The 13,234-nt window shown below is 67.8% G+C and carries 14 protein-coding genes and 1 pseudogene; 9 read left to right on the top strand and 6 right to left on the bottom strand.

The window, feature by feature from the left end; all coding sequences use genetic code 11:
- Window positions 1-45: 45 nt before the first annotated feature.
- Window positions 46-312, bottom strand: a complete 267-nt coding sequence (locus tag V6M57_RS17520; protein ID WP_332816288.1) for a hypothetical protein — start codon at window positions 310-312, stop codon at window positions 46-48.
- 166 nt (window positions 313-478) lie between these two features.
- On the opposite strand from V6M57_RS17520, the gene V6M57_RS17515 reads away from it, so the two are divergent.
- Window positions 479-1,987 (top strand): AMP nucleosidase, encoded by a 1,509-nt coding sequence (locus V6M57_RS17515; protein ID WP_332816287.1) that lies wholly within the window; start codon window positions 479-481, stop codon window positions 1,985-1,987.
- Between the two features lie 6 nt (window positions 1,988-1,993).
- On the opposite strand, the gene asd is transcribed toward V6M57_RS17515, so the two are convergent.
- The gene (gene asd, locus V6M57_RS17510) at window positions 1,994-2,794 is read right to left on the bottom strand and encodes an archaetidylserine decarboxylase (protein WP_332816319.1); all 801 of its coding nucleotides are present in this window, start codon (window positions 2,792-2,794) and stop codon (window positions 1,994-1,996) included.
- Between the two features lie 250 nt (window positions 2,795-3,044).
- Here asd and V6M57_RS17505 point away from each other — a divergent pair, with 250 nt between their 5' ends.
- Window positions 3,045-3,464, top strand: a complete 420-nt coding sequence (locus tag V6M57_RS17505) for an organic hydroperoxide resistance protein (protein WP_332816286.1) — start codon at window positions 3,045-3,047, stop codon at window positions 3,462-3,464.
- Between the two features lie 32 nt (window positions 3,465-3,496).
- Complete coding sequence (locus tag V6M57_RS17500; protein WP_332816285.1) at window positions 3,497-4,507, top strand: serine/threonine protein kinase; 1,011 nt, start codon at window positions 3,497-3,499, stop codon at window positions 4,505-4,507.
- A gap of 15 nt (window positions 4,508-4,522) precedes the next feature.
- On the opposite strand, the gene V6M57_RS17495 is transcribed toward V6M57_RS17500, so the two are convergent.
- Window positions 4,523-4,906: a hypothetical protein gene (locus tag V6M57_RS17495; protein ID WP_332816284.1), complete on the bottom strand. Its 384-nt coding sequence runs from the start codon at window positions 4,904-4,906 to the stop codon at window positions 4,523-4,525.
- Window positions 4,907-4,979: 73 nt separating this feature from the next.
- A complete protein-coding gene (gene htpG, locus V6M57_RS17490; RefSeq protein ID WP_332816283.1) occupies window positions 4,980-6,893 on the bottom strand; it encodes a molecular chaperone HtpG in 1,914 nt (637 codons plus the stop codon).
- A 357-nt stretch (window positions 6,894-7,250) separates the two neighbouring features.
- Between htpG and V6M57_RS17485 the strand changes: the two genes are divergently transcribed.
- The 6 genes from V6M57_RS17485 (at window position 7,251) to V6M57_RS17460 (ending at window position 12,509) form a co-directional block, all read left to right on the top strand.
- Window positions 7,251-7,484 (top strand): hypothetical protein, encoded by a 234-nt coding sequence (locus V6M57_RS17485; protein ID WP_332816282.1) that lies wholly within the window; start codon window positions 7,251-7,253, stop codon window positions 7,482-7,484.
- A gap of 327 nt (window positions 7,485-7,811) precedes the next feature.
- On the top strand, window positions 7,812-8,294 hold the full coding sequence (locus V6M57_RS17480; protein WP_332816281.1) for a spore coat protein U domain-containing protein: 483 nt from the start codon (window positions 7,812-7,814) through the stop codon (window positions 8,292-8,294).
- A gap of 57 nt (window positions 8,295-8,351) precedes the next feature.
- Window positions 8,352-8,855, top strand: a complete 504-nt coding sequence (locus tag V6M57_RS17475) for a hypothetical protein (RefSeq protein WP_332816280.1) — start codon at window positions 8,352-8,354, stop codon at window positions 8,853-8,855.
- Window position 8,856: 1 nt separating this feature from the next.
- Window positions 8,857-9,618: a fimbrial biogenesis chaperone gene (locus tag V6M57_RS17470; RefSeq protein WP_332816279.1), complete on the top strand. Its 762-nt coding sequence runs from the start codon at window positions 8,857-8,859 to the stop codon at window positions 9,616-9,618.
- A gap of 70 nt (window positions 9,619-9,688) precedes the next feature.
- Window positions 9,689-12,019: a fimbria/pilus outer membrane usher protein gene (locus V6M57_RS17465; RefSeq protein ID WP_332816278.1), complete on the top strand. Its 2,331-nt coding sequence runs from the start codon at window positions 9,689-9,691 to the stop codon at window positions 12,017-12,019.
- Window positions 12,012-12,509, top strand: coding sequence for a Csu type fimbrial protein (locus tag V6M57_RS17460; RefSeq protein ID WP_332816277.1), 498 nt, complete (start codon window positions 12,012-12,014; stop codon window positions 12,507-12,509). Before V6M57_RS17465 ends, V6M57_RS17460 begins: the two co-directional genes overlap by 8 nt.
- Before the next feature lie 3 nt (window positions 12,510-12,512).
- Here V6M57_RS17460 and V6M57_RS17455 read toward each other — a convergent pair whose 3' ends face one another.
- Together V6M57_RS17455 and V6M57_RS18550 are read right to left on the bottom strand one after the other, a co-directional pair.
- On the bottom strand, window positions 12,513-12,950 hold the full coding sequence (locus tag V6M57_RS17455; RefSeq protein WP_332816276.1) for a hypothetical protein: 438 nt from the start codon (window positions 12,948-12,950) through the stop codon (window positions 12,513-12,515).
- A 126-nt stretch (window positions 12,951-13,076) separates the two neighbouring features.
- Window positions 13,077-13,234, bottom strand: a pseudogene (locus V6M57_RS18550) (pseudouridylate synthase); the annotation flags it as partial.

Genomic DNA, 13,234 nt, shown 5'->3' with positions numbered 1-13,234 from the left:
TCGCACCGGAAGGTGGACGGCGCTCGCGGCGCGAAGGACCGGGGCTCAGTTGTACGACGGGCGCGCGTAGCCGCGGGACACCGAACCGGATTTCGACTCCTCCTCGGGCGGCAGGTAGATGGTGGTGCGGTCGATCTTGGAGTCGTAGGCGGCGAGTTCGGCGCTCGCGCTGCGGATGACCGCTCGGTCGAGGGGATGGCACTGGCGCTGGCTCAGTCTGGAGAGCTGCTCGGACTTGTCGATCGTTTCGCGCACGGCGGTCGGATCCGTCATGAGGGCGAAGGGATTCGATGCCAAGGCTGCTGTCGTCATGGGCTCACTCCTGTTCAAGTTATGGGTTCGCTTGCAGTGGGAGTGACTGTCGCCGCTGGGCCAAACTTGTAACGTCAGGTTGGTTCGTTACACCTTGTAGGACGCAGTCGCACCGCCCCGCAGGGCGCCGCCGAAGCGATGCAGGGGCCTGTGCACAATAGGCCGCATGCCGTACATGCCGCCGTTCATTGCGCCGACGCGCCACAACGATCCGGAAAGCGCGCTGGCCCAGGTGCGCACCATCTACTCGCAGCAGATCAACCACCTGCGCGACGCGATGCAGCGATTCGTCGCCGGCGAGGCCCTGCCGGCGCACGTGCGCGCCTGCTATCCGTTCGTGCGCATCCAGACCGAGACGGCGGTGCCGCAGGAGGTGCTGGAGAACCTGGGCCTGAGCTACGGCTTCGTCAGCGGGGCGGGCCGCTTCGAGACCACGCTGACGCGGCCCGACCTTTACGGCAACTACTACCTGGAGCAGTTCCGCCTGCTGCGGCAAAGCCACGGAGTGGAACTGGAGGTGGGCACCAGCACGCAGCCGATTCCGGTGCACTTCTCGTTCGCCGAAAACGACTACATCGAAGGCTCCATCAGCCCCGAAAGGCAGGCCCTGCTGCGCGACCAGTTCGACCTGCCCGACCTCGCCGCCATGGACGACGGGATCGCCAACGGCACCTGGCGCGCGCGCCCGGGGGAGGCCCACCCGCTGTCGCTGTTCACCGCGGCGCGCGTGGACTATTCGCTGCACCGCTTGCGCCACTACACCGGCACGGCACCCGACTGGTTCCAGAACTTCGTGCTGTTCACCAATTACCAGTTCTACATCGACGAGTTCGTGCGCCTGGGCCACGAGGAGATGGCGCGGGCGGACAGCGACTACAGCGCCTTCGTGGAACCGGGCAACGTGGTCACCCGGCGCGCCGGGCTGGGCTCGGCGGCACCGGGCACCCCGCCCGAGGCCAGCTGGGGCACGGCGCCGCCGCGGCTGCCGCAGATGCCGGCCTACCACCTGATGCGGCCCAACCACCGCGGCATCACCATGGTGAACATCGGCGTCGGCCCGGCCAACGCCAAGACCATCACCGACCACATCGCCGTCCTGCGTCCGCACGCCTGGATGATGCTGGGGCACTGCGCCGGCCTGCGCAGCAGCCAGCAGCTGGGCGACTACGTGCTGGCGCACGCCTATGTGCGCGAGGACCACGTGCTGGACGAGGAGCTGCCGGTGTGGGTGCCGATCCCGGCACTGGCCGAAATCCAGGTGGCGCTGGAAAAGGCGGTGGCCGACGTCACCCAGTGCGAAGGCGCCGCCCTCAAGCGCATCATGCGCACCGGCACCGTGGCCAGCACCGACAACCGCAACTGGGAACTGCTGCCCGGCAACGAGCCGCAGCGCCGCTTCAGCCAGAGCCGCGCGGTGGCGCTGGACATGGAGAGCGCCACCATCGCCGCCAACGGTTTCCGCTTCCGCGTGCCCTACGGCACCCTGCTGTGCGTGAGCGACAAGCCGCTGCACGGCGAGATCAAGCTGCCCGGCATGGCCAACCACTTCTATCGCGAGCGGGTCGACCAGCACCTGCGCATCGGCATGCGCGCGGTGGAGATCCTCAGCGCAGGCGGCAGCCGGCGCCTGCACAGCCGCAAGCTGCGGGCCTTCGACGAAGTGGCCTTCCAGTAGCGCAAGTCAGAGCGGGCTGCTGGCGCCCGCGATCGTTCCCATGGGCTCGCCCAGGCGGACCGGCCGGGTGGGCGCCCAGTCGGGGTTGAAGCTGACCACGTCCTTCGGGAACAGCATCACCACGGTGGAGCCGAGCAGGAAGCGGCCCATCTCCTGGCCCTGGCGCAGCACGATGTCGCGACCCGCATAGTCCCACCGGCGCACGTCCCGCGTGCGCGGCGGATTGACCACGCCGTGCCACACGGTGGCCATGCTGCCGACGATGGTGGCGCCCACCAGCACGTTGACGAAGGGCCCGAAGGCGGTCTCGAACACGCAGACCACGCGCTCGTTGCGCGCGAACAGCCCCGGCACATGGCGCGCGGTGAGCGGGTTGACCGAGAACAGCTCGCCCGGCACGTAGATCATCTTCACCAGCCGCCCGTCGCAGGGCATGTGGATGCGGTGGTAGTCCTTCGGCGCCAGGTAGAGCGTGGCGAAGTGGCCGTGGTCGAAGCGGCGCGCCAGTTCGGCGTCGCCCGCCAGCAGCGCGGTGGTGGAATAGCTGTGGCCCTTGGCCTGGAAGATCTGGTCGTGCTCGATCGGGCCGAACTGGCTGATTGCCGCGTCCACCGGGCAGACCAGCGGCGCGTCGGCGATCGGCCGCGCGCCTTCGCGCAGGGGCCGGGTGAAGAAGTCGTTGAAGCTGGCGTAGGACTCGATGCGCGAATCGGCCGCCTCGGCCATGTCCACGCCGTAGTGCGCGACGAAGCGCCGGATGACCGCGTGGGTCAGCGCGCCGCCGCGCCAGCTGGCCAGCCGGCCCATCAGCGCCGTGAGCAGTTTCTTGGGAAGCAGGTATTGCTGCTGGATCGACAGGGGCGGAAACAAGCGGGGCCTTGCAGAAGCGACCCGAAAAATTCTAAGCGCTGCCCAGCGCCGGCCCGATGCCGCAGTCGTCCGCGTACGGCCGCTGCCACGGCCGCGCTGCGCGTGTGGTGCAATGGCCGGTCGTCCGATCCCGCTCCGGCGCGCACCGCGGCGGAGCCCCTGCAACAGCCATCAGGAAAGGCAAGCCATGAACAAGCTCGACAAGGTCGTCTACACCGCCCGCGCCCACACCACCGGCGGCCGCGAAGGCGGGCACTCGCGCAGCGACGACGGCCGGCTGGAAGTGAACCTGAGTTCGCCCGGCGGCAAGGGCCAGGGCACCAATCCGGAGCAGCTGTTTGCCGCCGGCTATTCGGCCTGCTTCATCGGCGCGCTCAAGGCGGTCGCCGCGCGCCAGAAGCTCACGCTGCCGCAGGACCTGTCCATCGACGCCGAGGTCGACCTCGGCCCCGTCGGGCAGGCATTCGGCATCGCGGTGCGGCTGAACACCCACCTGCCCGGCATGGACGCGGACCAGGCGCGGCAGTTGCTCGACGCGGCCCACCAGGTCTGCCCCTACTCGAATGCGACGCGCGGCAACATCGACGTGCAGATCAACCTGAAGTGAAGTCGCCGGGCGGCGCGGCGGACAATCCGCCGATGCCCCTTGCCCACCCCTACGAAGCCCTCACGCCCGACGCGGTGCTGGATGCGCTCGCCGCCGTGGACCTGCACGGCGACGGCCGCCTGATGGCACTGAGCTCGTACGAGAACCGCGTCTACCAGGTCGAGCTGGAGGAGCCCGTCGACGGACATCGGCAGGTGGTGGTGAAGTTCTACCGGCCGGGCCGCTGGAGCGACGCGGCCATCGGCGAAGAGCACGCCTTTGCGTGCGAACTGGCCGCGGCCGAGATTCCGGTGGTTGCCCCCTTGGTGCTGCAGGCCGGCACGCTGCACCACCATGGCCCGTTCGCCTTCAGCGTCAGCCCACGGCGCGGCGGGCGGGCCCCGGAACTGGACGACGAGGAAGTGCTGGAGTGGATCGGCCGCTTCCTCGCGCGCATCCACATGGTGGGCGCCAGCCGGCCCTTCGGGCACCGGCCCCGGCTGGACCTGGACAGCTTCGGCCGCGAGCCGCGCGACTGGCTGCTGCGGCACGAGGCCGTTCCGCTGGACGTGCAGGCGGCCTGGAGCAGGGTGTGCGGGCAGGCGCTGGAGGCGGTGGGCCAGGCGCTGGGCGCAGCCGACGGCAACTACGGGCCCGGCTGGAACCTGCTGCGGCTGCATGGCGACTGCCACCCCGGCAACATCCTGTGGACGCCGGGCCAGGGTCCGCATTTCGTCGACCTGGACGACGCCCGCACGGGGCCCGCGGTGCAGGACCTCTGGATGCTGCTGTCCGGCGAGCGTTCGCAGCGGCAACGCCAGCTCGGCGCGCTGCTCGACGGCTACGAGCAGCTGCGCGAGTTCGACCGCCGCGAACTGGCGCTGGTGGAGCCGCTGCGCACCCTGCGCCTGGTCCACTACAGCGCCTGGCTGGCCCGGCGCTGGGACGATCCGGCCTTTCCGGCCGCGTTTCCGTGGTTCGGCAGCAGCGACTACTGGAAAGGACAGGTGCAGGTGCTGGAAGAGCAGCTCGAAGCCATGGCCGAGCCGCCGCTGGTCGCCTGACGCGCCGGGGCAGGCTCAGGGTACGACCTGCTGCGAGGCGCTCGGCGCCACCGTGCCGGGTGGCAGCGGCAGCGCCGGCTCTGCCAGGTGGTCGGCCGGGTCGTAGATCACGCCGCCGGTGCCGACGCCGACGCCGGCGCGCACCGGCCCGCCGCCGATCGGCACGCTGGCCCCCACGCCGACGCCGCCGCTGACCTGTCCGCGCTGGTTGACGCCGACGCCCACGCCCACCGGGCCCACCCCGGTGCCCACGCCGACGTTGACGCCGCCGCTGCCACCGCCGATGCCGATCGTGACCGGCCCGACCGGCACGCCGACGCCCAGGCCGACGCCGGTGGATGCACAGCCGGCCAGCGCGGCACCGGCCAGCGCGGCAACCATGACCGCCGAAGCTTTCATGCGGCGATTGTGGGGTGCGAGAGCGTCGGGCGGCTGCCCGCCGACGCGCCGTGGCCCGGTAGGAGGCGCCTGCCTAGGCCAGCAGCGCATTGACTCGCCTGACGTAGGCCGCCGGATCCTCCGGCATCCCGCCTTCGGCCAGCAGCGCCTGGTCGAACAGGATCTGGGCCAGGTCGTGGAAGTGAACCGAGCCGTCCAGCTTCCTGACCAGCGGATGCTCGGGGTTGACTTCCAGCACCGGTTTGGCCTCGGGCACTTTCTGGCCGGCCTGCTTGAGCATGCGCGACAGCTGCATGCTCATGCCGCCGCCCTCGACCACCAGGCAGGCCGGCGAGTCGACCAGGCGCGAGGTCACACGCACGTCCTCGGCCTTGTCCTTGAGCGCCTCCTTGAGCCGGGCCAGCAGCGGCTTGAAGGCTTCGGCCGCCTCCTCGGCCGCCTTTTTCTCGGCCTCGTCCTGCAGCTTGCCCAGGTCCACCGCGCCCTTGGCCACCGATTGCAGCGGCGTGCCGTCGAACTCGTGCAGGTAGTTCAGCGCCCACTCGTCCACCCGGTCCGTCATCAGCAACACCTCGATGCCCTTCTTGCGGAACACCTCCAGCTGCGGACTGTTCTTCGCCGCGGCCAGCGTGTCGGCGGTGATGTAGTAGATCGCCTCCTGGCCGTCCTTCATGCGACCCTTGTAGTCGGCAAGCGAGACGCTGGCCGCATCCGACTGGGTGGACGCAAACCGCAGCAGCCTGGCCAGCCGCTCGCGATTGCCGAAATCCTCGCCCAGGCCCTCCTTGAGCACGGCGCCGAACTCGGCGTAGAACTTGGCGTACCGGGCCTTCTCGTCGGCGGCGGCGTTCTCGTCCTTCTCCGCCTTGGCCATGTCCTCCAGCATGGACAGCACCCGCTTGGTGCAGCCCTCGCGGATCGCCTTGACGTCCCGGCTTTCCTGCAGCAGCTCTCGGCTGACGTTCAGCGGCAGGTCGGCCGAATCGATCACGCCCCTGACGAAGCGCAGGTACACCGGCATCAGGGCCTCGGCGTCGTCCATGATGAAGACGCGCTTAACGTACAGCTTCACGCCGGCCGCCTTCTCGCGGTTCCACAGGTCGAACGGCGCGTGCGCCGGGATGTACAGCAGCTGGGTGTACTCGGTCGAGCCCTCCACCCGGTTGTGGCTCCAGGCCAGCGGGTCCTCGTGGTCGTGGCTGATCTGCTTGTAGAAAGCCTGGTACTGCTCGTCGCCGATGTCCTTCTTGGGCCGGGTCCACAGCGCGCTGGCCTGGTTGACGGTCTCCCACTCGTCGGTGAGCACCATCTCGCCGCCCTTGTTGTCCTCGCCCTCCTTCCACTCCTCCTTGCGCATCAGGATCGGCAGGGAGATGTGGTCGGAATACTTGCCGATGACGGACTTGAGCTTCCAGGTGGACAGGTACTCGGTAGCGTCCTCCTTCAGGTGCAGCGTCACGCTGGTGCCCCGCTGCGGCCGCGCGAGGGCCTCCACCTCGAAGTCGCCCGCACCGGCGCTGGACCAGCGCACGCCCTGCTCGGGCGGCAGGCCGGCGCGGCGCGACTCCACCGTGATGCGGTCGGCCACGATGAAGCCGGAATAGAAGCCGACGCCGAACTGCCCGATCAGTTGCGCGTCGGCCTTCTGGTCGCCCGTGAGGCGGCTCATGAACTCGCGCGTGCCGCTCTTGGCGATGGTGCCCAGGTTGTCCACGGCTTCCTGCTGCGACAGGCCGATCCCGTTGTCGGTGATGGTCAGGGTCCGGGCGGCCTTGTCGAAGGCGACACGCACTTCCAGGTTGGGCGTGTCCTCGTACAGCGCGTTGTCGTTCAGCGCCTCGAAGCGCAGCTTGTCGCAGGCGTCGGAGGCGTTGGAGACCATCTCGCGCAGGAAGATCTCCTTGTTGGAGTACAGCGAGTGGGTGACGAGGTGCAGGAGCTGGGCGACTTCGGCCTGGAAGGAAAGGGTTTGCTTGTTCTGGGGCATGGGACGGTTCTCGGATGCGTGAGAGCGAGCAAAAGCTTGAGGTCGGATGCGCGAATTTCAAGGCGGGCAGCACTGGCGACGGGATCGCGCCTCAATCAGAAACTCGCCGCGGCCCGCCCCCTCTACCTGACGCCCCAGCTTGCCGGGGCGCGAGTTGTCCCAAGTAAACCATCGCACTGGCAGCCTGTTCCGACGTATCCCGACCCGCCGCGAAGTTCCATCGAATGTTCATCCAGGATGCCCAAGGACCCCATCGCACCAGGTCCGTGAATTTCTGGGCACGTAACGAAGAAGTTGCCCAAACGAGCCGTCGGGCAGGGCAGCGGTTTGTTACAGTTCGCTCCACCCCGCACCGACATGTTCATCGAGTTCCCGACCTTCACCCTCACCCATGTGGCGCCCTCGCCGGGCCCGGCAGCCGCGCCCGGCGAGCCACATACCTTCACGGTGACCGTCGCGGCGCGAGGGCAGCGCGCAAGAGGCAGCAGCCGCATACGTCAGCAATCTCGGGCGCGGTCTTGGCTGGACCAATATGCGGTGCAGGAGCTCAACGCTGAGCTGCTGACCTACACGGCGGCGGCCGTAAACTGAGCCGGAGCGCCCCGGGAGAGCACGGAAACAACGCCAGGCCTGCCAGTCGACACACGGCCCGGCACAACCGACAAACGGTCCACGGCGACCGCCTGCCCCGCATTGCATGCCATTTGTCAAAGGGTCCCGCCCGCCCATTGTTACAAACTGGACGGTTTCTTGTTCAGGAACGCCCCCGCTTTGAGCCGAATGTCTGCCTAAGTACCTAAGTTGTGTGAAGTTTTTCATTGCACGCAATCAACACACTTGGTTACAGTCTGCTCGTGTTAGGGAAACGCCCTAACTCGATTAGGCGATCCGCCTTGGGTCGCATCAGGAGCCCAGAGCATGAAACAGTCTCGATTCAGGATCCTTGCAGCCGCCGCTGCCACCTTGTTCGCTACCGCCGCCGCCGCCGCGGATACCGCCACGTTGAACGTGACCGCGGAAGTGAAGGGCGTGTGCAAGTTTTCCGGTGCGCCGTTCTCTATGAGCATCACCAGCCCGTCGCTGGCCCACCTCGACCCGACCTTGACCAGCGATGGCACGGGCACGGCGACGGTGAGCTACCAGTGCACCAAGAACACGGCACCGACGCTCAAAGTCGGGGGGACCACCACTTCGCCCTACACCGCGAGCGGAACCGACCGCTTGGTCAGCAGCGGGAACTACATCCCGTTCCAGATCGCCTGGGGCGCGCTCAGCGCCGGCGCCGGCTTCAACCAGGCCGCCTCGACCATAGACCTCACCGGCACCATCGCCAATGCGAACTACATCGATGCGCCGGTTGGCACCTACACCGCCTCGGTCGCACTCGAAATCACCCCCTGACGGAAACCGCTGGCCGGGCCCGCTCCTGCCGGCCAGCGGCGCTCCTTCCGGAAGACGATGAAACCGGTCGCCCGGCTTCGCGCGCTCGCAGCCGCTGGATCTCTGATGGCTGCTTGCGCGCCCGCCACCGCCGACAACGCTGTCCTGGCAGTCACTGCAACAGTCGTCTCCAAGGGCAAGTGCACGTTCGCCACCGGCACGGTTTTCAACGCAGCGCTGAAGAACAACGGCACGGACATCGACCCCTCCCTCAGCGCGCCGGCGACCGCCACCGCAACGGGTTCCTTCATTTGCGTCGGAAATGGAAACCAGCCGGTCACCTTCGTCGTCGCCGCGGATGACGGCAGCCATCGGTTGGCCTCGGGCCCGCGCCGGATGCGCCATGAGTCGGTCATCACCGAATACATCCCCTATTCGCTCTCGATCTCGCCTTCCTCGGCGTCGGTTCCCAAGAACGAGTCCGTGACGGTCGTGATCACTGCCACCGCGCTGGCCAGCGACTTCCAGAACGTCATCGCCGGCCGCTACTCGGATACAGTGACGGTGAGCGTTTCACCGTGACATGTCGCACCGCCTAGAACGAATTCCCGCAGCCGCGTGCACTCGCGCCATTGCCCTGGCCCTGACAGTCGTCCTTGCCGGGACGGCGTCACCGGCTCAATCCGGCGAATTCGCGGTGTCGCCGATCCGGGTCGACCTCAAGCCCGGCACGCTGACCGAAACACTGACGGTGAGCAACCACGCCAGGATGCCGCTGCGGGTGTCAGTCAAGCTGAAGGAGTGGTCGCAGGACCCACAGGGCGCCGACATCTACAAGGACAGCGACGATCTGGTCTACTTCCCACGCCAGCTCGACATCCCGCCGCAAGGCCGGCGACTGATCCGGGTCGGCACTCGCGCGCCGGCCGTCGGCACCGAACGGGCCTACCGCCTGTTCATCGAGGAGGAGCCGGCACCTGGCAGCAGCGCCGGCGCCCAGGTCAGCTTCTACTTCCGATTCGGGGTGCCGATTTTCCTGCCGCCGCCGACCGGCCGAGCCCAACCCGAAGTCGAACGAATCGAATTCTTGCCCGGGAAAGTTCAGGTGCGCGTACGCAACCCGGGGTCCCAGCACTTCAGGCTGCTGAAGGTTGCACTGTCCGGCGACTCCGGCTACGCAAAGGAAGTCGGCGGCTGGTATTCACTGGCTGGCTCGAGCCGCATCTACTCGTTCGACTTTCCGGTAGCCGACTGCCTGCGCACCAAGGCGCTGCGGTTCACCGCTGAAGGCGAGGGCGTGCGGCTTGAAGAAGTGGTCGACGTGCAGCCGACGTCCTGCCGATGACGCCGTGCAGGATCCGCTGACGCGGCTGCGCAGGACCCGTGCGCGTTGGAGGTGGTTGCTTTGGCTGGCGATGCACCTGCTCCTGGCCACGGCCGCCTGCACGCCGGCGGCAGCGCAGAGCACCGCGGCCCTAGCCGAGCAGCTGATTGCGAATGTCCGTGCAAACCATGTCGACCGCGGCGAGGCCGTGCTGGTTCGCCAGCCGGACGGCGACTGGTGGATCGCGGCCGTGGATGCACACAAGCTGCGCATCCCCATCCAGGAGTCGGCCCGCCGCACGTGGGACAAGGAGCCCTATTACTCGTTGTTCGGGCTCGGGGCGGTCTCCTTGTCCTTCGATGAAGCAGCGCTCTCGCTCGACATCGTCTTCCCGCAAGTCATGCTGCCCGAAACCCGGATCGACCTGTCCAACCGCCCTCCCCCGGTGCCCAGACCGGAGGAGCAAATGAGCCTGGTCATGAGTTATCGGCTTTCCATGCGGCCGAACGCCGGCAACGGCGCGACGGCTGCCAACCTGCTCGGTGACCTGAATGTTCGCGTCGGCAAGCTGCTTCTGCGGCAGGAAATGCGGCTGGACCGCAATCCGACCGGTGATGGCACGGCAGCGAGAAGGGGGCCGACCCAGGCGGTATGGGACGACCTGGGGCGCGGGACGCGCCTGGTCCTTGGCGACACGGTTTCCTCCGCCGGTGCGTTCGGAAGCGCCATCAGCGCAGCGGGCCTCAGCTACAGCCGCTTATTCCAGCTGACGCCCGACGTCGTCTGGCAGCCGACCGCCGGGCTGCGCACCTCGGCTGGCCTCCCCTCGGAGGTCGAAGTGGCAGTGGATGGCACCACCGTCTACCGCTCACGCGTGCCGCCCGGGCCGCTGGTCCTGGACAACCTCCTCCAGTACGGGGGCTCGCGAACCGTGCGCCTGACCATCACCGACTCGACAGGGCGGCGGGAAGTCTACGAGCAACCGTTCCTCTTCACCGACGCCGTGCTGGCCGAGGGTTTGCACGAGTTCAATTATTTCGTCGGGCGTAGGTCGGCCCTGGCCAGTTCGAATCGCATCGACTACCTCGAACCGGCCTGGCAGGGTTTCCACCGTCATGGCGTCAGCGACAGCCTGACCCTGAGCGCAGGCGGCGAAGGCGGGCGCGGCTTCACCAACGCGGGGATCGGCGCCGCCTGGCGGTCGAACCTCGCCGGGCTCTTTGCCGGTGAACTGCTGGCCAGCCGCGACCGGGACAACAGCGAATCCGCCATGGGCTGGGCAGGCCGCTACACGTATCAGACGCTCCTCAGTTCGATTCAGCTGGGCCGCCGGCAGTACGGTGCCGGCTTCAGGACCTTTGGCACGAGCCGCGGGATGCCCTTCCTGCGCAACGAGACCGCCGCATCCCTGTCTACCCGCGTGCTGGGCGGCGTGCTTGCGCTGGCCGCGTCCCGGCAGACCGACGATTGGGGGACCCGCCGGTCGGCGTCCATGCGATTCGGCAAATCCTTCCCCAATGGTGTGAGCGTCTCCGCCGAGCTGCTTCGGATGCGCACGCCCACCGGCCCGCAGTGGTCCGCCCATGCCTACCTGCGCATCAACCTGGATCGCGAGCATTGGGCGACGGCAACTTCCAACGCCGCACCAGGCATTCGCGTGACGGAACTCGCCACGGGTAAACAGCTGCCGTCCGGTGAGGGCATCGGCTGGCGCCTGGGGACCACCCACACGGACACCGACGAGGGCAGCGCGACTGCCGCCTTCGGATCGGCCAGCTGGACCACCAGGCATGCAAGCATCGACGTGTACGCCAGGTCGCCGTCGAATGGAGCCTCCAGCTATGTGGAAGGCGTCGTCAGCGGCGCCTTCGTGGCTGCAAACGGCTGGGCCGGTTTCACCAGGCCGATCCGGGACGGCTTTGCGGTTGCCCGGCTCGGGGTGCCGCAGCCCGGCATCAGCATCCTGCTGAACAACCAGCTGCAAGGCACGACGGACGAAGACGGGACGCTGCTGATCCCCAACATCGGCTCGTACGGACGCCAGACCTTGTCGCTCGACGAGAAAGAGCTCGGGCTGGAGTTCCTGGTGCCCGAGAAGAACAAGGCCTTCAGCATTCCTTACAAGGGCGGCGCGACGATCGATTTCGGCGCCCACCTCCAGCGGGCGCTGGCCGGCCCCGTGTGGCTGCTGGAGGCCGGGCACCGCACGCGCCTTTCGGCGCGCGAGCTCACACTGAGCGGGCCAGGGGGGCCGATCACGATCACGGTCTCGCGGGGTGGCGAGTTCTACATCGAGAATGTGGAACCGGGCACGTACACTGGCTCCGCAGAGATCGGCGGCAGGACCGTTCGCTGCAAGCTGGCCGTCCCGCGTGGGACCGAGCCCGTGTCCACGTCCAAGGAGGGCCTGACCTGTGAATAGCTTCGCCCTGGGATGGGCGACCACGGTCGCCCTGCTGTTGTGTGCGCCGGCCGAAGCAGCGATCAACTGCTACATCAAGCAAGCCGGCACGGTGCGCTTCACGGACTATGACGTGACATCGCCCATCCCCAACGATGGAGCAGTCGACCTGGTGGTCGAGTGCACGCGAGACTCCGGTCCGCCTAGCGTGATCGTGCAGGTGGCCCTCGGACCGAGCGCGGTGTCGGGCTCAGTGGGCACACGGCGGATGCGGCAACTCGGCGGAGCCGGGGAACTTCTGACCTACAACCTGTTCCGCAATGCAGCCCGGAGCGCGGTCTGGGGCGATACCAGCGGCGTGGACACGCAGGTTCAGACCATCCCGAACGTACCAAGCAACAACAAAGGAAGTGCCTCCGTGACCTTCACCGTGTACGGGCGGATTCAGCCGCTGCAGGACGTAGCGGTGGGCACCTACACGGATAGCGTTCTGGTCACCATCACGCCCTGAACCTCAGGCCGTGCCGGCCAGCCGCAAAGGCCATGGGTAATGGCCTGGCGCCGTATCGGGCGCCAGAACGAAGCGCAAGCGCACGACGATTTGGCGTTGCCCGGCGGCAGGGGGGACCAGTAGGCCGCCGGCCGTCGGCTGCGCGGGGCCGGCCAGGGTCCGCGCCTCGATACGCGCCACCGCAGAGGTGTCGCTTTGCATCTGGAGAACGAATGCGTGCGCGAGGTTGCTGCGCAGGTGGATAACGACGGGGGCGTCGAAGTCCACGTAGCCGCGCGTCACGTCCGCGGCGGCGACCTGAATCACTCGAGGGCTGTCCTCCACCACTGCACTGACCCGCGGCGCCACGACGGCAGACACCTGCAAGCTGGCCGACCCCGCATGCGCCAAGGCGGCGGCTGCAAGTAGCAGCCCGAATAACGCTGTTCGTCCGGCATGCATGGGAGTGTTCCTGCGAGTCCGTAAGTTCGGATCCCATGCTAGGAAGCGGCACTGCCAAGGCCGTAAGGGATTGCCACGCGTGCCGACAGCGGTTTTCGCAGCTGCGCTAGGGCAACTGCCTAAGCCTTAGAACTCCTCCCCTTCCCCCAGATACCGCCACATCCCCAACGGCAACTCCCCCAGCCGCACCCTGCCGATCCGCACCCGTTTCAGCCCCACCACCTTCAGCCCCACCAGTTCGCACATGCGCCGGATCTGGCGCTTGCGCCCTTCGTTGAGCACGA

Origin of the sequence: Ramlibacter sp. (assembly GCF_036676645.1) — a bacterium.
Lineage (GTDB): Bacteria > Pseudomonadota > Gammaproteobacteria > Burkholderiales > Burkholderiaceae_C > Ramlibacter.
Note: the sequence above shows the minus strand (reverse complement) of the source record. Positions and strands in the feature narration are given on the sequence as shown.